Genomic DNA, 26,649 nt, shown 5'->3' with positions numbered 1-26,649 from the left:
GCGATGCGGATACGCGTGAGGCGTGAGGACGAGGGCCACGGCGGTGGCCGCCGCCCGGCGAGCCGGCTGCGCGGCTGGGGCGGGGTGAGCGCGATGGCCGCGGCCTGCGCGGTGACGGCCGCCGCCGTGCTGCTGCCGCTGGCACACGCCGCCCCGGAAGCCACCCGCCCGGCGGTCGTGCACCAGCCGGCCCCGATCGGAGCCGCTCCCTGGACGCTCACCGACACCTGCCAGGACCCGGAGGCCAGCCTGCGCCCCTCCGTGGTGGACGGGCCGACCATCGAGCGGATCCGCAGGGCGGGCAAGCTCGTCGCGGGCGTCGACCAGAACAGCTTCAAGTGGGGCTACCGCAACCCGGTCGACGGCCGCCTCGACGGTTTCGACATCGCGCTGGTCAAGGCCATCGCCAAGGACATCCTGGGCGACGAGAACGCGGTGATCTACCGGGCCGTCCCCACCAGCCAGCGCATCCCCGCCCTCCAGGACGGCCGCGTCGACGTGGTCGTACGGACCATGACGATCAACTGCAAGCGGCTGGAGGAGGTCGCCTTCTCCACGGCCTACTTCGAGGCCGGCCAGCAGGTGCTGGCCCCCAAGGGCTCGCCGATCACCGGGTACGACCCCTCACTGAAGGGCCGCAGGATCTGCACGGCGGCCGGCTCCACCGCGGAGGCGGCGCTCAAGGCCCAGTCGTACGGCGCGGTTCCCGTCAGCGTGCCCAACCAGCTGGACTGCCTGGTCCGGCTCCAACTCGGCGAGGTCGACGGCATCATCACCGACAACGCGCTCGCGGCCGGCCAGGCCGCGCAGGACCCCTCGGTGCGCCTGGTGGGCTCCCCCTTCACCCGCGAGTTCTACGGGGTGGCCATGAACAAGGGGGCCACCGACCTGGTGCGCCGGGTCAACAAGGTGCTGGAGAACTACCGCGCGGGCGGCGACAGCAGCCCCTGGATGCAGGCCTACGTCACCCACCTCAAGCCCGTGCTGCCCGGCGTGGCCGGGCCGCCCGCACCCAAGTACCGGGACGGCTGAGGCCGGTGGCGGGGACGCACCCCGGGGTCGGGAGGGCGAGGTCGCAGGCAGACGCGCAGACGGAGGCGGAGGCGGGGTCGGTGGAGGCGGGATCGGGAGCGGTGGAGGCTGGTTCGGCAGTGATGGACCGGGACGACGTCGACCGCGCCCTGGCCCGGCTCGGCGCGGAACACGAGGCGGTCGAGACCTCGCTGCTCGCCCTTCAGGACCACGCCGGGCGGCGGCTCCTGGAAGGAGCCGCGCTGACCGGGGTCACCAAGGAGCGCTGGGCCGCCGCCGACGCCGCCATCACCCGGCTGTGGACGTACTTCGACGCCTACAGCGGCGCCCTGGACGCCGCCCGCAAGATCCGGGAGCGGCGCCGCTGGCCGGGCCGTGAGGACCTGGTCGAGCTGACGGAGCGGCTGCGCGGGCCCGGGGTGCTGATCGCGGGCGCCGGCGCGGAGGGCGTGGCCCTGGCGGAGCGGCTCTCCCTCGCCGAGCTGGTGACCCGGATGAACCAGCTGTACGCGAGCTCGCTCGACGTGGTGGTCGCCGCCGACGCGGTGTGGTCGGCCCTGCCCGCCCGGATCGACCTGCTCGCGGCGGAGCTGCACCGCACCCGTTCGCTGGCCCACTCGGTGGGGGTCCGCCCGGGGGAGCACCCCTCGGGGGACGACCTGGAGGCCATCACCGCCGAACTGGCGCAGCTGCGGGCGCAGGTGATCGCGGACCCGCTGGCCTTCTGGCAGCCGGCCTCGGGGAGCTCCGCCCCGGGCGGCGGCCGCCCGGACACCGCCCGCTACGACCGGGCGGCGCTCGCGCTGGAGGACGTACGCCGGGAGATCGAGGCGGTCCTGGCCGTACGGCAGGATGCCGAGCAGCGGCTGATGGGCCTGCGGGACGTGCTCTCGCGGGCCGACCGGACCCTGGCGGAGGCGCGGACGGCCCGCGGCGAGGTCCTGGCGAAGATCGCGGCGTCCGAGGTGCCCGCGGTGAGCGGCCCGCCGACCGTGCTGCAGGAGCAGCTGGCGGCGGCGGCCGAGTACCGGCGGCAGGCGCAGTGGCACCGGCTCTCGCCGCTGCTGGAGTCGCTGGAGGAGCGCGCCGAGGAGGAACTGCGGCGGGCCCGCGCATCGTTGACGGCGGTGACGGCCCCCCTGGCCGTACGGGCCGAGCTGCGCGGGCGGTTGGACGCCTACAGGGCGAAGGTCGCCCGGCACGGCTTGGCGGAGGATCCGCTCCTGATCGAGCGGTACGACGCGGCCCGGCGGATGCTGTGGAGCGCGCCCTGCGATCTGCGGGTCGCCGAGCAGGCCGTGCTGCGCTATCAGCAGGCCGCGGCCGAAGCACTCGCGCCGCAGCAGCACCGGCAGGACGAGCCGGGGAAGGAGGACGCATGAGCCTGGTCGGAACCGCGTGCATGCGCCCCGGCTGCCCGGGGACGTACGAGGACATGGGCGGCGGCGAGGTCTACTGCGACACCTGCGGCCTGGCGCCCGTCGGCGCCGTGTCGGCGGGTGCGGAGAAGCTGGTGTCGCCGCCGACCGGGTTGACCAGCGCGGCGCGCCACGGGGAGGGCGGGGGTCACCGCTCGCAGAGCTCGGGCCGGTCCTCCTCGGCCTCGGCGCGCTCCTCGCACTCCGCCCGTTCCTCGCGCTCGTCCTCCTCGCGGCGTTCGGTCTCGGGCCGGCTGTCGCGCTCGCTGTCCGGGGCGGCGTCCAGCCGTTCCGTGTCGGTGCGCAGTTCGGGTTCGGGCTCCGCGGCCTCGGGGCGCGGCAGGCTCGGCGCCGGGCTGGTCAGCGTCCCGGAGGTGCCGCGTCCGGATCCTTCGACCGCGGTCCTGGAGAACCCGGAGGTGCCCGAGCGCAAGCGGTTCTGCTCGCGGTCGGACTGCGGGGCTCCGGTGGGCCGGGCCCGCGGGGACCGGCCGGGCCGGACCGAGGGCTTCTGCACCAAGTGCGGGCACCCGTACTCCTTCGTGCCCAAGCTGCGGGCGGGCGAGGTCGTCCACGGGCAGTACGAGGTGGCCGGCTGCCTGGCGCACGGCGGTCTGGGCTGGGTGTACCTGGCGGTGGACCGGGCCGTGTCGGACCGGTGGGTGGTGCTCAAGGGCCTGCTCGACACCGGCGACCAGGACGCGATGGAAGCCGCGATATCGGAGCGGCGCTTCCTCGCGGAGATCGAGCACTCCAACATCGTGCGGATCTACAACTTCGTGGAGCACCTGGACCAGCGGACCGGTTCGCTGGACGGGTACATCGTCATGGAGTACGTCGGCGGCAAATCGCTGAAGGAGATCGCGAACGAGCGGCGCCGGCCGGACGGCCGCCGGGACCCGCTGCCGGTGGAGCAGGCGTGTGCGTACGGGATCGAGGCGCTCGACGCACTCGGCCACCTGCACAGCAGAAACCTCCTGTACTGCGACTTCAAGGTCGACAACGCGATCCAGCAGCAGGACCAGCTGAAGCTGATCGACATGGGCGCGGTCCGGCGGATGGACGACGATGAGTCGGCCATATACGGCACCGTGGGGTACCAGGCGCCGGAGGTGGCCGAGCTCGGCCCCTCGGTGGCCTCCGACCTCTACACGGTGGCGCGCACGCTGGCCGTCCTGACCTTCGACTTCCAGGGCTACACGAACGTGTTCGTGGACTCGCTGCCCGATCCGGAGCACATCGAGGTGTTCCGGCGGTACGAGTCCTTCTACCGGCTGCTGGTGCGGGCGACCGACCCGGACCCGGGACGCCGGTTCTCCTCCGCGCAGGAGATGGCGGACCAACTCACCGGTGTGCTGCGCGAGGTCGTCGCCCTGCAGACGGGCCGCCCGCGGCCGCAGCTCTCCACGCTCTTCGGGCCGGAACTGAGGGTTCCGGACACCCGCCTGTTCGCCGAGGCGGCGGGGGCGGAGGTCTCCCGGCTGGGAGTCCGGACGGTGGCACCGCCGCGCCGGACGGGGCTGGCGGCGCTGCTCCCGGGCCGCGGTCCGGCTTCGGGTTCGGGTGCGGCTACGGCTACGGCTCCGGCCCACGTCCCGGCTCCGTCGTCCGGCGGGGTCGCGGTGGGCGGACCGGGGGTCGCGGGCTCCGCTGAACCGCTCGGGGGTGCGGCGACGCACCGGGCCGGCGGGCCGGGCTCCGCCGTACCGGCTCCGCGGCAGCCCCCCGCGGCGCCCACCCCGGCGGCGGTGCCGGCGGCCGCCGCGCCCCTGCCGCGGAACACCGCCCTGGCCGCCCTGGACACCCGGGACACGGCGCTCGCCCTGCCGGTGCCGCTGGTGGACCCGGCCGACCCCAATGCCGGTTTCCTGGCGGGCCTGCTGGCCTCCGCCCCGGCCGACCTGCTGGCCGCGCTCGGCTCGGCGCCCGCCGACTCGGCGGAGCTGCGGCTGCGCGAGCTGAGGGCCCGGCTGGAGCTGGGCGAACTGCCCGCGGCCGGGGCTGCCCTGACGGATCTGGAGGCCCTGCATCCGGACGACTGGCGGGTGGTGTGGGCCCGCGGGATCGCCTCGCTGGCCACCGGTGACGACGAGGTCGCGGCGCTGTCCTTCGACGCGATCTACGACGCGTTCCCGGGCGAGCCCGCGCCGAAGCTGGCGCTCGGCCTGTGCGCGGAGATCCTCGGGCAGCTGGACAACGCCGCCGAGTACTACCGGCTCGTGTGGACCACCGACCCGGGCTTCGTGAGCGCCGCCTTCGGGCTGGCCCGGGTCCAACTGGCCGCCGGGGACCGGGCCGCAGCGGTGCGCGCGCTGGAGTCCGTACCGGAGGCGTCGATCCACTACACCGCCGCACGGGTGGCGGCGGTACGGGCACGCCTGCGCGACCGCTCTCCGCAGCAGGCCCTGCTGCCGGACCTGGTGGCGGCTGCCGCGCAGGTGGAGGCGCTGGAGCGGTTCGGCTTGGACCCGGTGCGGTACGAGCGGCTGTCGACGGAGGTTCTGGGCGCGGCCCTGGACTGGGTACTGTCGGGTAGCCGGGGTGCCGACCCCGGCCGGAACTCGCTGCTCGGCAGTCAACTGGACGAGCGGGGCCTGCGCTTCGGCCTGGAGCGCTCGTACCGCGTGCTCGCGCGGCTGGCGCAGCGGGGCGAGGACAGGATCGAACTGGTGGAGCGGGCAAACCGTTTCCGTCCCCGGACGTGGGTGTGAGTGATGTCGATGCATCGGCCGTCTGGCTGCCCCAGCTGCGCGGAGCCCCTTGAGGAGGGTGACCGTTTCTGCGGCGTCTGTGGCTCCCCCGTCACCGCTGTGCCGGCCCCTCCCGCCGGGGACCGCCCCACCCTGCGCCTTCCGGTGCCCGACGCCCACGCGGCGCCCCGGTCGACGGGCCGCTCCGGCGGCGGCGACGCTCCGGCCGGCGCCCCCGCCCGGCCGGCCGGCTCCTCCGCCCCGTGGGCCGAGGCCGCCACCCGCGCGGCCGGTGCCCAGGCCCCTGCGGCCCGGGCCCCGGAGGCCGACGGCCCCGGCCACGCAGCCGGCCACTCCGGTTCGGCGGGCCAAGCCGTGCCGCGAGGGGCGAGCGGCCGGCCGGCCGAAGCCGGCGCCTACGCCGCCGTGGCCCACTCGCCCGCTCCGGGCGGATACCCCGTCGCCCCGTCGGCCGGTCAGTTCGGCGCCGTGCCCGAACCCGCCCCCGCCCGGCGGGAAGCGGCCGGGCCGCCGGAGCCGCAGTCCGCGCCCCCGGCGGGCGCCCCCTTCGGCCCGGGTCCCGAAGCCCCGCGCCCCGGCACCGAAGGCGGCCACGGCCCGCACGTCTCCGGGCCCGCGGAGCCGAGCCGGTCCGCGGAGCCGAGCCGGTCCGCGGAGCCGAGCCGGTCCGCGGAGCCGAGCCCTTCCGCCCCCGCGCCGGAGCCCGCGCCCGGGTGGGGCGGGGTGGGGGAGGCGCCGCCGACGCTGGTCGACGGAGCACCCGCGGAGCCGGGCCATGCGGCCCCGCCGGCCCACGAGCCGACGTACGACACCGCGCCCGGCGCGGCCACGGGCGGCCCGCACGGCAAGACCTGCGTGGCCTGCCGGGCCGGCCAGGTCGACACCGACGGCTACTGCGAGCACTGTGGGCACGCCCAGCCCCGCGAGCGCGACCACCTGGAAGAGGAACTCGGCAGCGTCGCCGCCGTCAGCGACCGGGGCCTGCGCCACCACCGCAACGAGGACTCGTTCGCCGTGGCGGCCACCGCCCTGCCCGATGGCTCCGCCGCCACCGTCGCCATCGTCTGCGACGGCGTCTCCTCGGCCAGCCGCCCCGACGAGGCGTCGGCCGCCGCGGCCGGCGCCGCCAACGAGGCCCTGCTGGAGGCGCTGCCCCGCGGGGCCCACCCCCAGGAGGCCATGCACGACGCGATCCTGGCCGCTGCCGCCGCCGTGAACGCCCTGGCCCCCGAGGTCCCCGGCGCCCAGAACGCCCCCGCCTGCACGCTGGTCGGCGCCGTCGTCAGCGGCGGCCTGCTCACCATCGGCTGGGTCGGCGACAGCCGCGCGTACTGGGTCCCCGACGACCGCGCCGCGCTCCCCCGCCGCCTGACCGAGGACGACTCCTGGGCGGCCCAGATGGTCGCGGCCGGCCTGATGGGCGAGGCGGAGGCCTACGCGGACGTCCGCGCCCACGCCATCACCGGCTGGCTCGGGGCCGATGCCTACGACCTGGAGCCGCACACCGCCATCTTCAAGCCGGACCACCCGGGCGTCGTGGTGGTGTGCACGGACGGCCTGTGGAACTACGCCGAGTCCGCCCGGGACATGGCGCAGGTTCTGCCGCCCGATGCCGCCACCCGCCCCCTGCACAGCGCGCAGGTCCTGGTGGGCCACGCCCTCGACGGGGGCGGCCACGACAACGTGACGGTGGCCGTCGTCCCGTTCACCGCGCCGCAGCCCCCGGAGCACCCGGCCGCGCCGGCGCCCCCGGCCGCGCGACCGGAACCGGTACCGCAGCCCGGAACGGAGCCGCAGGCCGCAGCCCGCCCGCAGGCCTGACCCGCTCCACCTGCGCTCCACCTCCCCCAAGCCTCTGTCCTAGGAGTCCGACCGATGGCGAACTTCGCCAAGCCGAGCGCCCCGCGCTTCAGCGTGGAGGTGTACCAGAACGAGTTCCTCCCCGAGGGCGGGCGGGACGTCCACGCCATCGTCACGGTCACCTCCACCGGCGGCGCCACCGCCACCCGCATCGCCGACCGGGGCAGCGCCGCCGTCGTGATCATGGTGGACTGCTCGGGGTCCATGGAGTACCCGCCCGACAAGATGCGCGGTGCCCGCGAGGCCACGGCCGCCGCGATCGACACGCTGCGCGACGGCACCTCGTTCGCCGTCATCGCCGGTACGCACGTGGCCAAGGAGGTCTACCCGGGCCAGGGCCGCCTCGCCGTCGCCGACCCCGCCACCCGCGCCCAGGCCAAGGAGGCGCTGCGGGCCCTGAGTTCCGGCGGCGGCACGGCCATCGGCACCTGGCTGCGCCTCGCCGACGGCCTGCTGCGCCAGTCCACCGCGACCATCCGGCACGGCATCCTGCTCACCGACGGCCGCAACGAGCACGAGGACCCGGCCGCCCTCCGCGCCACCCTCGACGCGGTCGCGGGCCGCTTCACCTGCGATGCCCGCGGGGTGGGCACCGACTGGGAGGTCAAGGAGGTCACCGGCATCGCGAGCGCGCTGCTCGGCTCCGCCGACATCGTGGCCGATCCCGCGCACCTCACCGAGGACTTCACACGCATGATGGAGAACGTCATGGGCAAGGAGGTCGCGGACGTCGCGCTGCGGCTGTGGACCCCGGTCGGCGTCGAGATCCAGTACGTGAAGCAGGTCGCGCCCACCCTCCAGGACCTCTCCGACCGCCGCAGCGAGGCGGGCCCGCGCGCCGGTGACTACCCGACCGGTTCCTGGGGGGACGAGTCCCGCGAGTACCACGTGTGCGTCCGCGTACCGGCTGCCCACGTCGGCCAGGAGATGCTGGCCGCCCGGGCCACGCTCGTGCTGCCCGGCGCTGCCGGGGAGCCGGCGACCACGCTCGCCCAGGGACTGGTGCGGGCCGTGTGGACGAACGACCTGGCCGCCTCCACCGCCATCAACCCGCAGGTGGCGCACTACACGGGTCAGGCGGAGCTGGCGCAGGCTATCCAACAGGGCCTCGAAGCCCGCAAACTGGGCGATGTCGGCGGTGCGACGGCCAAGCTCGGCCGTGCCGTGCAGCTGGCGAGTGCCTCCGGAAACGCGGACACGGCCAAACTGCTGGCGAAGGTGGTGGATGTCGTCGACGCCGCGGCGGGTACTGTGCGGCTGAAAGCAAAGGTCGCGGATGCGGACGAGATGACTCTTGAAACGCGTTCGACGCAGACCGTTCGAGTGAAGAAGACCTGAGACACCTGAGAAGACCTGACGCGATGACGCAGGCTGAAGGGGGAAGAGCCGCCATGCCGACCTGCCCGAACGGGCACCAGTCCGCCTCCGACGACTGGTGCGAGGTCTGCGGCCACCGCATGGCTGCCGGCCCGGCTCCCTCCTACGGCTACCCGCCCACCACCGGCGAGCCCACGGCCCAGGCGGAGCTCTGCCCGCAGTGCCGGACGCCGCGAGAGGCCATGGCCCCGTTCTGCGAGGAATGCCGGTACAACTTCCTGACGCGTACGCCCACCGGCGCCGGGTTCACCCCGCCGCCGCCCCCGCCGCCGCCGGCGGCCCAGGCCCCCTTCTCCCAGGACCACTTCGAGTACCAGGGCTCCCGCCCGTCCCGGGTCAACCGGCCGGCCGAGCCGCTGCAGCGCGAGGACGACTGGCTGCTGCCGCCTCCGGCGCACGAGCAGCACCAGATGCAGCCGACGCAGGGGGTGCAGGCGATGCACCAGGGGCAGGCCCAGACGTCTGCGCCGCCGTACCAGCAGCAGACCCCTGCGCCGCAGGAGTACCACCAGCCCTTCCCGCCCCAGAACGGCGGTTCCTGGACCGCGACGATCGGCCCCGACCGCTCGTACTTCATGGCGATGATGCAGCGCAGCGGCCCCGAGGCGGCCGGGCTCAACCTGCCCGCGTACTCCCCGGAGCAGCACCTGCCACTGTCCGGCAGCCAGATCACGATCGGCCGCCGCCGCGCCTCCACGGGCGAGTCCCCGGACATCGACCTGTCGGTGCCCCCGGAGGACCCGGGCGTCTCGCACCAGCACGCGGTGCTGGTCCAGCAGCCCGACCGCAGCTGGGCGGTGGTGGACCAGAACTCCACCAACGGCACCACCATCAACGGCGGCGAGGAACCGATCCAGCCGTACGTCCCGGTCCCGCTCTCCGACGGGGACCGGGTCCACGTGGGTGCCTGGACCACGATCACCATCCGCCGGGGCTGAGCGAGCCGGCCTAGGAAGGCTGCGGCTCCCCCAGGGGCCACACGTAGGGACCCTGGGGGTCGTCGAGCCACGACCACTGTCCCTCGGCGCTGACGGTCACCCCGAAGCGCTCCCGGGCAGGGCGGCCCTCACCGCGCCACAGGTCCAGTGCCTCGCGGGGGTGCAGCGTCCCCGCCGTCAGCAGCAGCATGAACTGGAAGCGCTCGTTCTCCACCATCTCGTACGGCAGCTCGTGCGCCGCCCCGGACAGCTCGGCGGGCGCCGCCGTGGCCCCGCGCAGCGGGACGAAGTACGCCGGGGTGTGCAGGAAGCGGCCTTCCGCGAAAGCGGCGTCCCGGACCGTCAGCGCGATCAGCCCGGTCGACAGCGGGGCCAGGATCCGCGCCCCAGGCCGGCACTGGCCGAGCCACGCGTGCGGGATCAGCGGCAGGGTGCAGGTCACCAGGATCCGGTCGAAGGGGGCCCGGGAGGGGCAGCCGCGCGCGCCGTCGCCGGTGACCACGGTGGGCCGGTAGCCGAGCCGGGCCAGGTGCTCCCGGGCGGATTCGGTGATCTCCTCGTCGAGGTCCACGGTGGTGACCCGGTCGTCGCCGAGCCGGTGGCAGAGCAGGGCGGCGTTGTAGCCGGTGCCCGTGCCGATCTCCAGGACGCTGTCCCCCTCGCGCACGTCCAGCGCGTGCAGCATCTTCGCCATCAGGGAGGGCTGGCTGCTGGAGGACACCAGCAGGCCGTCGCGCAGCCGGGTGGCGAGCGGGGTGTCCGCATAGACCCCGCGCAGCCAGCGGGCCCGTTGGGCGGGGTCCGGGTCCTCGCCCCACAGCCTCTCGTGTCCGGCGCCCCGGCCGGTGAAGAAGTACGGGACGAAGACGTGCCGGGGCACCGCCGAGAAGGCCGCCCGCCAGGCGGGGTCCTCCAGCACCCCGGCGGCGGTCAGCTCACGCACCTGGGCGGCGTGCGCGACCTCCCGCAGGTCCCGCGCCTCGGCGGGTGCGGTGCTGCCGTGTGTGCGTGCGGAGCGAGCGGAGTGGGCACCCATGGGTCCACTGTCCTGCGCGCGGGCCCGGGAGGCGAACTCATGGGCCCGCGTACGGGCGAACGCACGTCCCGCGCCCCGGCGGACGGAGCAGCTGACGTACCGGTCCTAGGACCCCGGTCCTCCGTCCGGGTGTCTGAGACGATGGTCGGGTGAATGAGATTCCGCGGGGCACGCTTCAGGAGCAGACCTTCTACGAGCAGGTGGGCGGCGAGGAGACCTTCCGCCGTCTGGTCCGGCGCTTCTACGAGGGAGTCGCGCAGGACCCCCTGCTGCGCCCGATGTACCCGGAGGGGGACCTCGGTCCGGCCGAGGAGCGGTTCGCGCTGTTCCTCATGCAGTACTGGGGCGGGCCGAACACGTACAGCGAGAACAGGGGGCACCCGCGCCTGCGGATGCGGCACGCCCCGTTCCAGGTGGACGCGGCGGCGCACGACGCCTGGCTGGGGCACATGCGGGTCGCGGTGGACGAGCTCGGCCTGGCGCCGGAGCACGAGGCGCAGCTGTGGCGCTACCTGACGTACGCCGCGGCTTCGATGATCAACACGGCGGGCTGATCCGGCGCCGGGCCCGGGCCGGAGCGCTAGACCGGCCGGAGCGCTAGACCGGCCGGACCTGGAGGGCGCCCAGCGCGCCGGTCCCGCCGGGGCGGCGCAGCGCGATCGACCCGTACGGGGTCCGCAGCCGCAGCCAGCCGCCGGAGGCGAGCAGCGCCACCGGCTCCGGGGCACCGCCCGGTGCGGGCGCCCCGCTGGAGACGGTCGAGCGGACCGGCCGCAGGAAGCCGAGCGACTGCGCGGCGTGCACGGCGCGCAGGGGCAGTTCGGTGTCGCCCAGTGTCCGGGACCAGATCTCGCGGCCGATGCGGTCCCGCTCGGACCGGGTCCGGTGCTGCGGGGGCAGGGCCTCGTCGCGGGCCCGGAACTCTGCGACGGCGCCGGCCACGGCGGCCCGGATCGCCTCGGGGCGGGGCAGCCCCGGCACCTGCTGCCAGCCGCCGCGCGGCGGGAGGACCCCGGCCCACGGCGGGCCGGTGACCGGCCCGGGGACGAGGGCGCTCGCGGAGCCCTCGTCCACCGACTCCAGCAGCTCGCCGGCGGACACGGTGAGGTCCAGCGGCAGCGCCGCGAGTGCGGCGAGCCGCACCGTACGGATGGCGAGGACCTCGAACGACGGCGGGCGCCCGAAGACGGCGAGCGCCGGTCCGCCGCCCGCCTGGAGCCGGACCGCTGCGGCCCGGTCGTAGTGCACCAGCCGGCCCAGGAAGGCGGCGAGGTCCGCCGCCTCCCCGGAGTCGGCGAAGCGCAGCTGTCCGGTCATGCCGCGATGCGCCCTTCGGAGGTCTTCCGGGCGGCCGGCGCGGGCTCGTCGAGGTACTCCTCCAGGAAGCGCCTCTCCTCGGCCGTGATGCGGCGGGGCCGCCCCTCGGCGAGGTTGAAGGGCACGACCACGGTCTCCGCGCGGACGTAGACCGTCTCCGGCCGGTCCTCGGTCGCCTCGTCCTTGACCTCGTAGCGGATGGTCAGGGAAGCGGCGCCGATCCGGGTCACCCAGGACTCGATGAGGACCGGCTCGTGGCGGTGCACGAGGGGCAGCTTGTAGTCGATCTCGTGGCGGGCCACGACGGAGCCGCCCGTGAAGGACTCACTGCCCTCCCCGGGCGCCAGGCGGAACATGAAGTCGATCCGCGCCTCCTCCAGATAGCGGAGGAAGACGACGTTGTTGACGTGCCCGAAGGCATCCATGTCCGCCCAGCGCAGGGGGCACCGGTAGTGGTGTCTGGCCATGGTGTCGGCCTCAGCCTCGCGTGAGCTTCTTGTAGGTGGCACGGTGCGGACGGGCCGCGTCCGGGCCGAGACGCTCGATCTTGTTCTTCTCGTACGACTCGAAGTTGCCCTCGAACCAGTACCACTTGGACTCGCCCTCGTACGCCAGGATGTGCGTGGCGACGCGGTCGAGGAACCAGCGGTCGTGGGAGATGACCACGGCCGCACCGGGGAACTCCAGCAGCGCGTTCTCCAGCGAGGACAGGGTCTCGACGTCGAGGTCGTTGGTGGGCTCGTCGAGGAGCAGCAGGTTGCCGCCCTCCTTGAGCGTCAGCGCCAGGTTGAGGCGGTTGCGCTCACCACCGGACAGGACGCCGGCCGGCTTCTGCTGGTCCGGGCCCTTGAAGCCGAAGGCGCTCACGTACGCGCGGGACGGCATCTCGACCTGGCCCACGTTGATGTAGTCCAGCTCGTCCGACACGACCGCCCAGAGGGTCTTCTTGGGGTCGATGTTGGCGCGGGACTGGTCGACGTACGAGATCTTGACGGTCTCGCCGACCTTGATGGCGCCGGAGTCCGGCGTCTCCAGACCCTGGATCATCTTGAAGAGCGTGGTCTTGCCGGCGCCGTTGGGGCCGATGACGCCCACGATGCCGTTGCGCGGCAGCGTGAAGGACAGGTCGTCGATGAGGACCTTGTCGCCGAACGCCTTGGAGAGGTTGTTGACCTCGACCACGATCGAGCCCAGACGCGGGCCCGGCGGGATCTGGATCTCCTCGAAGTCCAGCTTCCGCATCTTGTCCGCCTCGGCCGCCATCTCCTCGTAGCGGGCGAGTCGGGCCTTGGACTTGGTCTGGCGGCCCTTGGCGTTGGAGCGGACCCACTCCAGCTCTTCCTTGAGGCGCTTCTGGCGCTTCTCGTCCTTGCGGCCCTCGACCTTCAGACGCGCGGCCTTCTTCTCCAGGTAGGTGGAGTAGTTGCCCTCGTACGGGTGGGCGCGGCCGCGGTCGAGCTCCAGGATCCACTCGGCGACGTTGTTCAGGAAGTACCGGTCGTGGGTGACGGCCACCACGGCGCCCGAGTACTTGGAGAGGTGCTGCTCCAGCCAGTTCACCGACTCGGCGTCGAGGTGGTTGGTGGGCTCGTCGAGGAGGAGCAGGTCCGGGGCCTCGATCAGCAGCTTGCAGAGCGCGACGCGGCGCTTCTCGCCACCGGAGAGGGTGGTGACGGGCCAGTCGCCGGGCGGGCAGCCCAGGGCGTCCATGGCCTGCTCCAGCTGCGCGTCGAGGTCCCAGGCGTTGGCGTGGTCCAAGTCCTCCTGGAGCTTGCCCATCTCTTCGAGGAGTGCGTCCGAGTAGTCGGTCGCCATCAGCTCGGCGACCTCGTTGAAGCGCTTGAGCTTCTTCATGGTCTCGGCGGCGCCGTCCTGGACGTTCTCCAGGACGGTCTTCGACTCGTCGAGCTGGGGCTCCTGCATGAGGATGCCGACGGTGAAGCCGGGCGACAGGAAGGCGTCGCCGTTGGACGGCTGCTCCAGGCCCGCCATGATCTTCAGGACGGTGGACTTGCCGGCGCCGTTGGGGCCGACCACACCGATCTTCGCGCCGGGCAGGAAGTTCAAGGAGACGTCATCAAGAATCACCTTGTCGCCGTGCGCCTTGCGCGTCTTGCGCATGGTGTAGATGAACTCAGCCAAGAGAAACCGTCCGGCAGATCGATGGTGGGCAGATACACCCCATCTTGCCTGACGTCCACCCCACGGGGGAAACCCGTTCCGGCTCGGGAGGCGGGTGCGGGTGATGCCGCGGGGCGGTGTTCCGGCAGGTCAGCGGAGGCGGGGCGCGTCCGGGGCGGCCCCCGCGAAGTCGTCCGCCGGATCCCGGCCGGCGCCGGCCCGTCCGGCCGGGCGCGGTCCGAGGCCCCGGACCGGGGCCGGCCGGGGGCGCCGGGCCGCGGGCGCCGGGCCGCGGGCGCCGAGCCGCGGGCCGGGCGGCTCTCCTCCTGTCCGCCGGGCGTCAGCGGGGGCGGTAGACGGTCAGGGCGTCCGGAAGTTTGTCGAGGACCAGGGCGGCCGGGGCCTCGGCGTATTCCCCGTCGTACGCGAAGGGGGTGCCCGGCGGGATGTCCGCGATGCGCAGGCTGCGCAGGTGGGTGGCGGTGTGGACCGGGGAACGGCTGAGGGGGCCCGCGAAGGCTGCGGCGAGCAGCCGGGGGCCGGGGCGGCCGCCTCCGTAGACGAGCCGGAGGTCGAGCACGTCCTCGCCGAGGTGCTCGCGGCGGCGGGGGGTCGGGCCGGTGCCGTGGTAGGTGCCGTTGCCCGCGAAGAGCAGCCACACCCTGCGGGGCCGCCCGGCCAGCCGCAGCCCCACGGGGCGCTCCGCCCGCAGCACTCGCCACGAGGCGAGCAGCGCGGCCGGGCCGCCGCCGATGCGGGGTGCCCAGCGCAGCCGGTGCCGCAGCAGTTCGGGGTAGGCGCCGATGCTGAAGGTGTTCAGGAAGTAGCCGGAGTCGTCGTCCGCCGGGCCGGTCTCCCCGCGGGGGCCGGGCGTGAAGCGGCCCACGCCGACGCGCACCGCCTGGCCCGCGGCAACCGCGCGGCAGGTGTCCTCGGCTCCGGTGAGGCCGAGGTCCAGCGCGAAGTGGTTCAGCGTGCCCCCGGGGAACACGGCGAGCGGCACCCCGGCCCGCAGCGCGGCGGTCGCGGCGGCGTTGACGGTGCCGTCGCCGCCGCACACCCCGAGCACGGTGGCCCGGGAGGCGGCCGCCGCCAGTTCCCCGGGCAGGTCCGCGCCGTCGCACTCGACCACCTCGGCCTTGGGCAGCCGCGCCCTCAGGACGTCGACCCCGGCGTCGTCGGCCGTGCCGGACCCGGTGTTGACCACCACGACGAGCCCGGACCCGTCGGGAAGCGCGGGGGCCCCGGAGGCGACCCGCTCGTCGCCGGGTACGACCCGCGCCTCCTCGACACCGCGCGCGATCCGCCGTACGAGGAACCCGGCGCCCACCCCCAGCGCCGCCCCGGCGAGCACGTCGGAGGGGTAGTGCACCCCCGTGTAGACGCGGGAGAACGCCACCGATGCGGCCACCGGAGCCACGACCGCGCCCCAGCCGGGCGACTCCAGCGCCAGCCCGGCGGCGAAGGCGAACGCCGATGCCGAGTGCCCGGACGGGAACGAGGTGGTCTGCGGCTGCGTCGCCAGCTGCCGCACGGCGGGCACCCCGTCCAGGAGGGGCCGGGGCCGGCGTACGGACCATTTGCCGACGGTGTTGATGGTCGCCGAGGCCAGCGCCAGTGAGGCGGCGCCCCGCAGCGCGGCCTTCCGGGCCCGGGCCGAGCCGAAGACGGCGATCGCCGCGGCGGCCCCGCCCCACAGCACTCCGTGGTTGGCCGCCCGCCCGAGCCGCGGCAACACCCGGTCGGCGCCGGGCCAGTGCCGCCGGGCCACCGCGTCGAACAACGCCCGGTCATACCGCGCTGCCGCACCCCGCCAGGTCAGTTGTTGATCACCCATTGCCTTCGCCTACCCCGCGCCCCACCCCCCGAATCAACGCCCCGTCCAGACCCCCGGGCGGCCCAGGCGCGGGCCGCGACGCGGTGGGTCCGCCGCCGACCCGCGGGCGCGCCGGCCGGCTACGCCTGGTCTTCCTCGTCCAGGGGACGCTTGCGCACCAGGAGGACCACCAGACCGCCCAGCACCACCAGGCCGACCGCCAGCGAGGCGATGACCGGGGTCGCCGCCGAGCTGCCGCTGGTGGCGAGGCGCTCCTCGCCGGTGCCGGCCGGGCTTGCCGGGGCCGCAGCGGCGGCGGAGGCCTGGTTCGCGGGCACCGCTTCGCCCCGGGCCGCCTCGGCCACCACCGGCTGCGGCCAGACCGCGGTCGCCGTCGCCGCTGCCGAGGACTGGCTCGATCCGGCGACGATCTGCGCCTGCGCCGGGACCCCGCTGCTGAAGACGCGTCCCACCGGGACCCTGGTCGAGCCCTGGACGGTGACCGAGGCCGTGCCGTCCGGCGTGCCGACGGGGACCTCGAAGTACAGCCGGCTCCCGTTGGCAGCGCTGGTGAGCGGCTGCCCCTCCGAGTCGACCACCCGCACCCCCATCGCCACGGCCGCCGCGTCGGGGGCGACCGCCACGCTCTGCGCCCCCGTCCGCACGGTGACCGGGCCGATCCTGGTGCCCACCGCGCCCGAGACGCTGCCCGGCTCCAGCCTCAGCGAGGCCGGGGGCTCCGGAAGCCGCCCCGCCGACCGCTGGAGGTAGTCGGCGAGCTTCTGCGCGGCCGGGTCGGCGGCCTCCACCTGTGCTCCGTCCGCCAGCCGCCAGATCGCCACCTGGGTCCCGGCCGCGGCGCTCTCCGCGGTGAGCGCCCCGGCACCGGCCGCCTTCGCCAGCCCCGCCAGGTCGTTCAGCTGGGGGTAGGAGTGCTCCAGCACCCAGCGGATGCGGCCGGCCTCGCCGTTCCCGGCGAGCGGGCTGCCGCTCCAGCCGCTCTCCGTGTAGTGGGCCTGGGGCTGTGCATTGCCGGCCACGCCGACCCCGTAGGTCTGGAGCATCCCGCCACCGTCGACCCGCATCTCGTAGAGCCCGGCCGGGATCTGCCGGACCGAGCCGTCGCGGGCGTGCAGGACGGCCTGCCCGTACGTCTTCAGCCCGTCCAGCACGGCGCTCGCGCCCTCCGGGGTTCTGGACGCGGGCCCTCCGGAGTCGGCCGCCGCCGATGCGCCGGGTGCGGCGGCGAGGGCCGCGGCCAGCAGTGCCACCGCCAGCGGCCGCCGCGCGGAACCGCGTACGGGCGCTGTCGGCACCACCCGGGCAGCAGGTCCCGCGCCGGCCACGGGGACAGCAGGAACCGCAGGGACGACAGGAGCCGCAGGAGCGACCGCCGGCGCGCCGGGAGGCGTGGCGGCACGGTGGAGCGAAGAAGGAGCGGAACCAGGAGCGGAGGATGCGGGAACGGCAATCGACACAGTCTTCCCCTTCGGGCCAAAGACCCAAGTGCCCGTGAGTACCGGGGAATCCTAGCTGCCTCGAACACTCAGACCACCGCCGCCTTCTGAGTGGCCATCAGTGCCGGTTCCGCCTTCACGACCCGGCGGAACGCCGCCGTACCCCGGTTCAGGTCGTGCCCGACGGCGGTGGCGTCGATCTCCGCCGAGAACCACCCCCGGTTGCCGTCCCCGTCGGGCGGGTCCTCACGGACCCGCAGCCGTCCGTGCACCACCAGCGGCTCCCCGACCGATACGGAGCCGGCGAGGTTCACGGCGAGGGTGCGCCGGGCCCACACGGTGTAGAAGCTGGTGGAGCCGTCGGCCCAGGCGTCCTTGCGCCGGTCGAAGTACCTCGGCGTGACGGCGAACCGGAAGCGGGCCGAGGGCCCGCTCACCGTCTCCTTGTAGTCGATCTGCGTGGCCACATGGCCGATCAGCGTCACCACGGTGTCGTTCATCGCGGCCGCCCTCCCCCGCACGTCCTCACCCGTACGGACCGTCCGCACGCGCTGGAACCCATGCTGGAGCCGGCCGCCGGTCCCCGCTCGGGCCTGTGGACTACTGGCGGGTTGTGGACAACTTGTTCCCCCCTGCGGCGACCGCCGCGTACTGTTCGCGCACCTCCCGGTAGCGCAGCAGCTCCGCCGCGACCGGCTCCAGTACCCGGGCCCGGCCGCAGCCGGCCGCCGCCTGCCGCAGCCGTCGCTCCGCATCCTGCCCGTACCGCCGTGCCGGGCCCCGGGCCGCGAGCGAGCAGGCCCACTCCACCAGCGGCCCGCCGACGATGCCCGCCACCATCAGCAGCACGGGCGGCAGCAGGCGCGGCTCCAGCACCCCCACGATCTGCCCGGACAGCCACAGCCCGCCGAAGATCTGCAGCAGGGTCATGGCCGCCTGCGCCAGCACCGCCGCCGGCCACCATGCGGGGCGCGGCGGCTTGACCCGCGGCGCCGTGACGGCCGCCCCCAGCGTCACCGCGATCTCGTCCAGCGCCTCCGGGAGGTCCTCGGCCCCGCGGACCGCGGTTTCGCGTACCGCCTGCGCCCAGGGGTCGGGCAGCCCGGCGGCCGCCGCGTCGGCGACCGTCCGTACGGCCTGCTCCACCCGCTGCCGGGCGGTGACCTCCTCCTCGTCCGGCCCGTCCGGGCCGGCGGTCCCGCGGCCCATGGCCGCCAGTGCGGCCAGCCCGGACAGCGTGCGCGGGGCGCGCCGGCTCTCGTACCACCGCCACAGCCGCAGCCACGGTGTGCCGCACGCCTTGCCCGCATTGCGCCGCCAGGCCCGCTCCGCGGCGAGCCCGGCCGCATGCGCGCCGACCGCCTCCGCGAGCCGGTCCTCGAAGTCGGCGCGCGCCGCCTCCCCGATCTCCGGTGCGGGGCGACCATCGACGACGTACAGCGGGCGCAGACGCAGCGCCGCACGGTCGAGATCGGCGGAAATGCGCCGGGTGGCGGCCCCCTTCTCCTGGGTGAACTGTCCGAGGAGCTCGCGCAGTTCCCCGACGCCCTCTCCGGTCAACGCGGACAGCCCGAGGACGGTGGCCCCGGGCTCGTCGTGCTCACCGAGCGCGATGCCGTCCTCGTCCAGCAGGCGCCGCAGGTCGTCGAGGACGAGGTCGACCGCGTCCGCGGGCAGCCGGTCCACCTGGTTCAGCACGACGAACGTCACCTCGGCATGTCCGGCCAGGGGCCTCAGGTACCGCTCGTGCAGCACCGCGTCCGCGTACTTCTCCGGGTCCACCACCCACACCACCGCGTCGACCAGCGCCAACACCCGGTCCACGTGTTCGCGGTGGGCGCCGACGGCGGAGTCCAGGTCCGGGAGGTCGACGAGGACCAGCCCGCGCAGCGCCTCGGCCTCCGAGGTCTCGCGGGGCCGCCGGCGCAGCCGTCCCGGGATCTCCAGCCGGTCGAGCAGCCCGGCCGCCCCGTCCGACCAGCTGCAGGCGATGGGCGCGGCCGTCGTCGGCCTGCGCAGCCCGGTCTCCGAAATCTGCACACCGGCGAGTGAATTGAAGAGCGTGGACTTGCCGCTTCCGGTGGCTCCGGCGATCGCGACGACCGTGTGTTGCGCCGACAGCCCGCGCCGCGCGGCGGCCTCGTCGAGAACCCGGCCCGCCTCGGTGAGGCTCTTGCCGTCGAGGATGCGGGTACGGGACAGCCCGACGAGCTGGCGCAGCGCGTCGAGGCGCACCCGCAGGGCCTGCGCCTCGGGGCTCGGCGGCGGTGAGGGGACCTTGCCGCCGTCGCTTCCGGCCCCGGACAGGGCCCGTACCAGCGCGTCGTCATCGTCGCCGTCCTCGTCCGTCCGCTCGCCGATCCGGCGCGAGCGGGCGATGAAACCGTCGTCCCAGCGGTCTTCGGCGCGGTCGGCCAAGGCGCTCACCGCGTCACCTCTCCTTCTGCAGTACGGACAGCGCGGCGATCAGCTCGGCCTGTGGTTCCGGGCTCACTTCGAGCGCCTCCAGCGGCGCGAGCCGGCGGTCCCGTTCGGCGCGCAGGACCTGCTCCAGGTGTTCGCCGACCAGCTCGCCGCCCCGGTCGCGCAGCCGCACGGCGCTCTGTACGCCGATGCGCTCGGCGAGCTTCTCGCCGGCGGGCCGGGCGCGCCTGCCGCCGAGGAGGGCGGCGACCAGCAGGGCGGCGACCCCGTCGGGGTCGGGGGCGGGCTGCTTGTCGAGCCGGGCGACCTCCTCCTCGGCGAGCTCCTCCAGGACGCGCCGCCAGCGGCGTACGGCCAGGCCGATGCGCTCCGCCGCCTCCCGGTCGGGTGCGGGCAGCGGTACGGCCCCCGCGGCCGGTTCGCGCCGCCAGGCCTCGGCGATGCGCTCGTCGGCGGCGGCCACGGCGCACTGGAGGAGGGCGGCGAGCGATTCGGCCAGCGAATCGAGCAGTTCGTCGGGGGTGGTGTCGAGGGGGTACCCGCGCCACCGGGTCAGCGCGTCACCGGCCAGTACGGCACCCTCGTCGAGCCGGTTGCGGACCCGCTTGCCCTCCGTGCGGAACGCCTCCTCCACCGCCGTGGTCAGCCGTACGGCGGCGGCGTGCTGGGCGGCGACGGCCGAAGCCAGCTCCGGCATCCGGCGCCCGAGGGAGTCCAGCGCGCCCAGCGCCGTGCGCCCGACGGCGTACTGGCGGGCGGCCGGATCCTGCGCGTGGTGGGCGAGCCAGGCGTACAGCGGGGCGACGGCACTGGCGGGCAGCAGCCCGCCCCCGCCGGCCGACTCGGGCAGCTCCGGCACGGTGAACCGCGGTACGTCGCCCAGCCCGGCCCGCGTGAGCAGCGCCCCGTACTGCCGCGAGACCTCGGTGAGCACCTGGTGCGGGACGCGGTCGAGGACGATGACGAGGGTGGCCTTGTACTGCTTGGCGGTGCGCAGCAGGTGCCAGGGCACCGCGTCGGCGTACCGCGAGGCGGTGGTGACCATGACCCAGACGTCGGCGGCGCAGATGAGCTGGGCGGCGAGGGTGCGGTTCTCGACCACGAGGGAGTCGACGTCGGGGGCGTCGAGGAGGGCGAGTCCGCGCGGCAGGGTGGCGACGGTCTCGATGCGCAGGTCGCGGGTGGCGGCGGTCTTCCCCCGACCGGGTCCGCGCGGCGGGTTCCGCTTCGGGGCGGGGACCGGGTCGTCCTCTCCGGGAGGCGCCCAGACCCGCAGCAGATCGGGCAGGACCCGCTTCCCCGCGAACCAGTGGTGGTCATCCGGATGGCAGACGAGTACGGGGACGCGCGTCGTGGGCCGCAGCACGCCGGCTTCACTCACCTGGCGGCCGACGAGGGAGTTGACGAGGGTGGACTTGCCGGCCCCGGTGGACCCGCCCACGACGGCGAGCAGCGGGGCCTCGGGCGCCTTCAGGCGGGGTACGAGGTAGTCGTCGAGCTGGGCGAGCAGCTCGGCTCTGGTCTGGCGGGCGCGGGGAGCGCCGGGCAGAGGCAGCGGCAGACGCACGGACGCGACCCGGTCGCGCAGGGCGGACAGGGCATCGAGCAGCTGAGGCCGAACATCCAAGGTCACCACATGCGAAGAATGCCCAATTTAGGGCCATTTTTGAAGCTTATACGTCCTCTGCGCGCCGACCGCGACTCCAGGGGGACCTTTTGGATAGAGCGGACGAGTGGGACGCAGGCATAACGAGTGCACAACACCCAGGGCGCCGCGGCGCAAAAGCGGTGCGAGAATCGCACCTGCCTGCGATTATCGGGACCGCTTCACCGAACCTCCACATCGTGGCACGCGAGTGAAGCAACCGGGACAAGGCAACCGGAGCCCTATCCTTGACCCGGCACGGACCGCAGTCCCACCCCCACCCCGGGGCTCCAGGCCACCACGGCCACCTTCCGGCCCCCGTAGCTCAGTGGATAGAGCAGGTGCCTTCTAAGCACTTGGCCGCAGGTTCGAGTCCTGCCGGGGGCACTCTCCACTTCGCACCTCAAGCCCTCCCCCCGGGGAGGGTTTTTTGCTCATGCTCGTCGGGCACGACTTCCCGCACCTTGGTCCAGACGCGCCGGAAGCCCGATCCGGCCATGGCCGGCGTGAGCCTGTACGCACGCGCCCCTGCCCTGGCGAGGCCGCGGGCGGGGCGCATGGGCTCGGTCTCCCGCACGGCGATCAGGGGTGTGGCGGCAAGGGGCCGGTCGCCCGGAATTCCGTGCCGGCGTATGCCTCGATGGCTTCGGCAATGAACTGGCGACTACTGTGCGGACTCAGTGCCTGTGCCTGCACATACGCATACATGCCGCTGTAGAGCCGCACGTCGGATCGTTTCTCCAGATAGAGGTCGCTGGTGAATCTCTCCAGATACACCACGCTCACATCAGTGGCGTCGGTGAATTCGAGCAGCGAGAACTGTCCCGATACACCCGGGTGCGCCCCCACCTCGTGAGGAAGAACCTGCACGGTGATATGCGGCTGGGCGCCGAGGTGGGTCAGATGCTCCAGCTGCTCGCGCATGATGTCGCGGCTGCCCACGGTGCGCCACAGCGCGGATTCGTCCAGTACGGCCCACAGGCGCAGCGGGTTGCCGGGGGCAGCCAGTCGGTCCTGGCGCCGCAGCCGTACGTGCAGGCGTGCGGCGGCCTGGTCGGCGGTGGCATGAGGGATCGTTCCTGCGATGACCGCCCGGGCATACGCGGGCGTCTGCAGCAGGCCCGGAATCACCAGGGGCTCGTAGGTCCGGATCGCGGCGGCCTCGGCCTCCAAGCCGATGTAGGCGCCGTACGGGACGTCACCGTAGGCGTTCCACCAGCCCTGTCGGGCCGATTCCCGGGCCAGCCGCATCAGGTCGTCGACGAGCCGCTGGTCCTCGACTCCGTACAGCAGGCAGAGATCGCGCACGTCGCGCGCCTTGATGAGGCGGCGGCCGTTCTCCAGGAGGCTGATCTTGGGTTGCGAGATCAGCAGGTGCTCCGCCACCTGCTGCGTCGTCATGCCGCTGATCTGCCGGAGCCGGCGTAGCTCCGATCCCAGTCGGCGTCTGCTGACGGTGGGGTTGATGTGGGCGCCCACGGGATGCGTGCCTCCGCTCCGAGAACCTTGCTCTGGCGAACAGGCTCCCATGGTCCGGGGGCAGTTGGACCTGCCGTGGCGCCGTGTCGCGCACTGGCGCCAAGCAGTTCGGTTCCGCCGTCGCCTCACGAATTCTCACAGCTCTCGCCGAGGCGCACAGGAATTCCCACTCCCCCCCACGGGACCCATTGGGTCAATTCAGCAATTATATTATTTGCCTCTTGGCGCGAATGGCGGATCGTGCGGAAATCGCCGAGCAAATCCCGGCCCTTTGCATTTTTCTGCGTAATATTCCAGCGACAATGTGACGGTCCTGTGTGACCGAGACCGCCCATTACGCCACCACCCCCTCACAGGAGTTGGCCCCTCGATGACCCTGAATCTCTCTGGCACGGCGCTGAGACGCACAACGCCGGTCTGGATCGCGACGGTACTCGCCACGGTGATCGCCACTGCCGTGGTCGCGGTGACGCCGACCCGGGCACATGCGATCGCAACACCTGTACCCCTGGGCACAGCCGCCAGCTTTGCCGTGCTGGCCGGCTCGGAGATCACCAACACCGGCCCCTCGGTGATCACCGGCGACCTCGGAGTGAGTCCGGGAACAGCCATCAGCGGATTCCCGCCCGGCATCGTGTTCGGTACTCAGCACTCCGGCCCGGTTGACCCTGTGGGCCTCCAGGCCAAGAGCGACCTGGTCGTGGCGTACAACAACGCCGCAGGACAGTCCACGGACGCGATTCTTCCCCCGGACGCCGGGGGCCTGACGCTGGTTCCGGGTGTGTACACCGCCCCTTCCACTCTCGGACTCACCGGCACCCTCACACTGAACGCCCAGGGCAACCCCAACGCCGTGTGGGTGTTCCAGGTCGGTTCGGGTCTGACGACGGCGCCCTCCAGCAACGTCTCCCTCATCAACGGGGCCTCACCCTGCAACGTGTTCTGGCAGGTCGGGAGTTCGGCCACGCTCGACACCGAGACCAACTTCATCGGCACCATCATGGCCCTGACCTCGATCACCCTGAACACGGGTGCGGACATCATCGGACGTGCGCTGGCCCGTAACGGCGCGGTGACGATGGACACCAACACGATCAACCGTGGGACGTGTGACGCAGGCACCACCGGCGGAACCACGGGCGGTATGGTCACGGGCGGCGTCGTCGCCGGCACCACGACAGGCGGCACCACGACGGGCAGCCCGACCACCGGCGGCACCACGACGGGCAGCCCGACCACCGGCGGCACCACGACGGGCGGCGTTCTCGGCGGCCTGCTCGGCGGCGTGACGACGGGCGGCACCAATGGAGGCCTTCTCGGCGGCGTACTCGGCGGGGTGACCACGGGCGGCGGCCTCATCGCAGGTACCACCTCGGGTGGCGTCACGGGCGCGACGACGGCCGGAACCAACGGTGGCGCAACCGGCGGTATCCCCAAGCCGCCCGGCAAGCCCGGCAAGCCCGGCTGGCCTGGCCATGACATCCCCGGCTGGCCCGGCGACGACAGGCACGACAAGGGCGACAAGGGCGACAAGGGCGACAAGGGCGACAAGCACGAAAGCCAGGGCAGGCCCGACCACGGGGATCACGGCGGACCCGACGACAGGCATCACGAGGGGCGCGACTACGGGAACCACGAAGGCCCCGAGTACGGGAAGCACGACGCGCCTGACTCCGAGGACCACGAGGGTCCCGACCACGGTCAGCCCAAGGAATCCGACCACGGGGATCGTGATCAGTACGAGGAGCACGGCGAGCACGACGGCTGGGGACGCGACGAGTGAGTACCCCGCACGCAGGGCGGATCGAACCGTGAATCGCGCGTAGCTCCCGCAGCGGCCTGACGCCCGGGCCGTCACACGCGACACACGAGTAGGACGGGTGGCGCGCGACGGATCGTTCTCGGTTCCGTCGCGCGCCTCTCGCGCAAGCCGGAAGGAGCGGACATGAGCAGTCGGGATGGGAAGGCCGGGTGGGATCGTGCCGGGTGGCATCGCGTCAGCGGACGTGAAGGAAACGGAGCCCTCAGGAGCCGCGCCGGCAGTGAGGGGCCATGACGGCGGTCCGGAATCACACTCGGGGGATTCCGGACCGCGCCGCCCGCTGGGGGTGGGCACAGGGGCCGTCATCGTCCTGTGCCTGGCAACGACGCTGATCCATGTGCTCGTGGTCTTTCTGCACGTGGCGCCGGCGAATGCCGTCTCACAGCTGTACAGCGGGCCGATCAACGCGTGGGTCTATCCGCTCTTCGAGCAGAACTGGCGCCTCTTCGCCCCCGATCCGGAGTCGGTCAACCGGCAGATTTCAGCGAGGACCAGGTACACCGCCCCTGACGGCAGCGTGCACGAGAGCGGATGGTTCGACCTGAGTGCCGTGGACGACTCCGCCGTCGAGCACGACCCCTTCCCGAGCCACACGGCGCAGAACATGCTGCGCCGGGCCTGGAGTTCCTACCTCGAAGCGTTCGGCGGTGACGATGAGCCGCATTCGGAGCGGGCCGTGATGATGCGGACGTACCTGCGCAACATCGCGGCGGACCGCGTCGCCGCCCACCGGCGCGGATCCTTCGACTCCATCCAGCTGCGGGTCATCACACTCCCCGTCACTGCCCCGGACGCATCAGGCGCCACCCGCCCTGCCGCGCCCATCGACACCCGTTACCTGCCCTGGTGGAAGGTGGCCCCCCATGGAACAGACTGAGCCGGCAGCGGCACCGGGACCGGCTCCGGCCGCCGCGACCACCCGACCGGCGGGGCAGCGCATGCTCGACCGCATGGGCAGGCTCGTTGCCCTGCTGGTCGAGCGGCCGGTCTCCTTGTACGCCGCGGCGGTCCTGCGCATCGGGTACGGGCTGCTCTACCTCGTCTTCCTGCTGCGCGAGTTTCCGCACCGTGACGAGATCTGGGGTCCGGGGTCACCGTGGACGCCGGCGCTGGCGCGGCAGCTGTTCGACCAGACCGAGTGGTTCAGCATCCTCACCCTGTCCGACAGCCGGGCGTACTTCGAGGCCTGCTACGCGACTGCCGTCGTAACGTCGGCACTGTTCATGCTGGGTTGGCGGACCAGGGCGGTGTCCGTGCTGTTCGCGGTCGTGGTGGCGTCGTTCCACGCCCGGGCGGTCTTCATGACGGACGGAGGCGACAACCTCTTCCTTCTCATGGCCGTGTATCTCGTCTTCACCGCGTGCGGCCGCCGCTGGTCCCTGGACGCCCACAGGAAAGCGTTCCCGGCAGCGGACGACGGCCGCCACCGGCGCCGGTTCCGTGAGTTCCGCGAGTTCCGCGACACCGCGAGCACCGTGCTGCACAACTGCGGCATGTTCGTCATCGCCGCCCAGGTCTGCTTCCTCTACGGATCCGCCGGCCTGTACAAGGTGCAGGGAAGCTCCTGGGGCAACGGTACCGCCCTCCACTACGTGCTGAACCTCGACCTCTTCCGGCCATGGCCCGGGCTGTCCCTCCTGTTGGACGAACACGCGGTCGCGGTCGCCATCGCCGGCTACTTGACGGTGCTGCTGCAGGTCGCGTTCCCGTTCGTCCTGTTCGGCAGGCTCAAATACCCCGTCCTGATCATGCTGGTGGGCCTGCACCTGGGGATCGCGGTCCTCTTGGGGCTTCCGGTCTTCTCCGGAGTGATGATCGTCGCGGATGCCGTGTTCCTTCCGGACCGCTTTTACCGGTCCCTGGGGCGCCTGTGGCCGCGCTCTTTCCGGCCCGCCGGCTCGGGCAAGACGCCGGCACCGGCCCGAGGGGAATCCGCGCTCGTACCGGCTCAGCCCGGGCCGGCGGGCTCGGTCAGGCCGACCGTCGAAGCCGTGAGCCGGCCACCGGGGCGGTGACCGGAACCGTCGACTTCCCCGACGGCGGCACGACCACTGAGCCACGTGCAGCCACGCCGCACGACGGTCTCCGGCATGGATGCCCTTCCCGGTCCGCCTCCACCCGGACAAGGGCTTCACCCACCAAAGTCCCACTGCCGGAATGTCGCCAGGGGGCATATGCTCATAAACAGGTCGCCGC

20 protein-coding genes and 1 tRNA gene are annotated in these 26,649 nt (G+C 73.5%); 11 read left to right on the top strand and 10 right to left on the bottom strand.

From position 1 onward, the window contains the following. Positions 1-3: 3 nt before the first annotated feature. The 6 genes from AB0B01_RS06620 (at position 4) to AB0B01_RS06595 (ending at position 9,336) form a co-directional block, all read left to right on the top strand. Complete coding sequence (locus AB0B01_RS06620) at positions 4-1,032, top strand: glutamate ABC transporter substrate-binding protein (protein ID WP_361713579.1); 1,029 nt, start codon at positions 4-6, stop codon at positions 1,030-1,032. A gap of 122 nt (positions 1,033-1,154) precedes the next feature. Continuing rightward, entirely contained in the window at positions 1,155-2,414 is a 1,260-nt protein-coding gene (locus tag AB0B01_RS06615) for a hypothetical protein (RefSeq protein ID WP_361713577.1), read from the top strand. Continuing rightward, positions 2,411-5,161 (top strand): tetratricopeptide repeat protein, encoded by a 2,751-nt coding sequence (locus tag AB0B01_RS06610; protein ID WP_361713575.1) that lies wholly within the window; start codon positions 2,411-2,413, stop codon positions 5,159-5,161. The genes AB0B01_RS06615 and AB0B01_RS06610 overlap by 4 nt, the downstream gene beginning before the upstream one ends. 3 nt (positions 5,162-5,164) lie before the next feature. After that, complete coding sequence (locus AB0B01_RS06605; protein ID WP_361713573.1) at positions 5,165-6,982, top strand: protein phosphatase 2C domain-containing protein; 1,818 nt, start codon at positions 5,165-5,167, stop codon at positions 6,980-6,982. Positions 6,983-7,036: 54 nt separating this feature from the next. Next, positions 7,037-8,359 carry a VWA domain-containing protein gene (locus AB0B01_RS06600; protein ID WP_361713571.1) on the top strand — a complete coding sequence of 441 codons (1,323 nt, stop codon included), beginning with the start codon at positions 7,037-7,039 and terminating at the stop codon, positions 8,357-8,359. Between the two features lie 53 nt (positions 8,360-8,412). Further along, positions 8,413-9,336: an FHA domain-containing protein gene (locus AB0B01_RS06595; RefSeq protein ID WP_361713569.1), complete on the top strand. Its 924-nt coding sequence runs from the start codon at positions 8,413-8,415 to the stop codon at positions 9,334-9,336. Between the two features lie 10 nt (positions 9,337-9,346). On the opposite strand, the gene AB0B01_RS06590 is transcribed toward AB0B01_RS06595, so the two are convergent. Next, a complete protein-coding gene (locus AB0B01_RS06590) occupies positions 9,347-10,372 on the bottom strand; it encodes a methyltransferase domain-containing protein (RefSeq protein WP_361713567.1) in 1,026 nt (341 codons plus the stop codon). A 149-nt stretch (positions 10,373-10,521) separates the two neighbouring features. On the opposite strand from AB0B01_RS06590, the gene AB0B01_RS06585 reads away from it, so the two are divergent. Beyond that, positions 10,522-10,926, top strand: coding sequence for a globin (locus tag AB0B01_RS06585; protein ID WP_356850635.1), 405 nt, complete (start codon positions 10,522-10,524; stop codon positions 10,924-10,926). A gap of 43 nt (positions 10,927-10,969) precedes the next feature. Here AB0B01_RS06585 and AB0B01_RS06580 read toward each other — a convergent pair whose 3' ends face one another. The 8 genes from AB0B01_RS06580 to AB0B01_RS06545 all read right to left on the bottom strand — a co-directional run bounded on the left by AB0B01_RS06580 (position 10,970) and on the right by AB0B01_RS06545 (position 21,134). After that, on the bottom strand, positions 10,970-11,689 hold the full coding sequence (locus AB0B01_RS06580) for a hypothetical protein (RefSeq protein WP_361713565.1): 720 nt from the start codon (positions 11,687-11,689) through the stop codon (positions 10,970-10,972). Next, complete coding sequence (locus tag AB0B01_RS06575) at positions 11,686-12,156, bottom strand: thioesterase family protein (protein WP_361713563.1); 471 nt, start codon at positions 12,154-12,156, stop codon at positions 11,686-11,688. Before AB0B01_RS06575 ends, AB0B01_RS06580 begins: the two co-directional genes overlap by 4 nt. A 10-nt stretch (positions 12,157-12,166) precedes the next feature. Beyond that, positions 12,167-13,831 carry an energy-dependent translational throttle protein EttA gene (gene ettA, locus AB0B01_RS06570; RefSeq protein WP_361713561.1) on the bottom strand — a complete coding sequence of 555 codons (1,665 nt, stop codon included), beginning with the start codon at positions 13,829-13,831 and terminating at the stop codon, positions 12,167-12,169. A 319-nt stretch (positions 13,832-14,150) separates the two neighbouring features. Continuing rightward, positions 14,151-15,647: a phosphatase PAP2 family protein gene (locus tag AB0B01_RS06565; RefSeq protein WP_361713559.1), complete on the bottom strand. Its 1,497-nt coding sequence runs from the start codon at positions 15,645-15,647 to the stop codon at positions 14,151-14,153. Positions 15,648-15,766: 119 nt separating this feature from the next. Further along, entirely contained in the window at positions 15,767-16,945 is a 1,179-nt protein-coding gene (locus AB0B01_RS06560) for a thioester domain-containing protein (RefSeq protein WP_361713557.1), read from the bottom strand. Positions 16,946-17,172: 227 nt separating this feature from the next. Continuing rightward, on the bottom strand, positions 17,173-17,583 hold the full coding sequence (locus AB0B01_RS06555; protein WP_356853714.1) for a single-stranded DNA-binding protein: 411 nt from the start codon (positions 17,581-17,583) through the stop codon (positions 17,173-17,175). A gap of 100 nt (positions 17,584-17,683) precedes the next feature. Continuing rightward, positions 17,684-19,510 carry a GTPase gene (locus AB0B01_RS06550; protein WP_361713555.1) on the bottom strand — a complete coding sequence of 609 codons (1,827 nt, stop codon included), beginning with the start codon at positions 19,508-19,510 and terminating at the stop codon, positions 17,684-17,686. A gap of 4 nt (positions 19,511-19,514) precedes the next feature. Continuing rightward, the gene (locus AB0B01_RS06545) at positions 19,515-21,134 is read right to left on the bottom strand and encodes a dynamin family protein (RefSeq protein ID WP_361713553.1); all 1,620 of its coding nucleotides are present in this window, start codon (positions 21,132-21,134) and stop codon (positions 19,515-19,517) included. A 332-nt stretch (positions 21,135-21,466) separates the two neighbouring features. Between AB0B01_RS06545 and AB0B01_RS06540 the strand changes: the two genes are divergently transcribed. Then, positions 21,467-21,539: transfer RNA gene (locus tag AB0B01_RS06540), tRNA-Arg, on the top strand. 195 nt (positions 21,540-21,734) lie between these two features. Here the strand turns inward: AB0B01_RS06540 and AB0B01_RS06535 are convergent. After that, positions 21,735-22,631, bottom strand: coding sequence for a helix-turn-helix transcriptional regulator (locus AB0B01_RS06535; protein WP_361713551.1), 897 nt, complete (start codon positions 22,629-22,631; stop codon positions 21,735-21,737). Positions 22,632-23,001: 370 nt separating this feature from the next. On the opposite strand from AB0B01_RS06535, the gene AB0B01_RS06530 reads away from it, so the two are divergent. From AB0B01_RS06530 to AB0B01_RS06520, 3 genes are all read left to right on the top strand, one after another. Further along, complete coding sequence (locus AB0B01_RS06530) at positions 23,002-24,414, top strand: ice-binding family protein (RefSeq protein WP_361713549.1); 1,413 nt, start codon at positions 23,002-23,004, stop codon at positions 24,412-24,414. Between the two features lie 376 nt (positions 24,415-24,790). Further along, complete coding sequence (locus tag AB0B01_RS06525; protein ID WP_361713548.1) at positions 24,791-25,330, top strand: DUF5819 family protein; 540 nt, start codon at positions 24,791-24,793, stop codon at positions 25,328-25,330. 61 nt (positions 25,331-25,391) lie between these two features. After that, the gene (locus AB0B01_RS06520; protein ID WP_361713667.1) at positions 25,392-26,468 is read left to right on the top strand and encodes an HTTM domain-containing protein; all 1,077 of its coding nucleotides are present in this window, start codon (positions 25,392-25,394) and stop codon (positions 26,466-26,468) included. Positions 26,469-26,649: the final 181 nt, after the last annotated feature.

The organism is Streptomyces sp. NPDC044571, from assembly GCF_040647115.1.
Lineage (GTDB): Bacteria > Actinomycetota > Actinomycetes > Streptomycetales > Streptomycetaceae > Streptomyces.
This window is presented reverse-complemented; position numbering and strand designations above follow the sequence as displayed.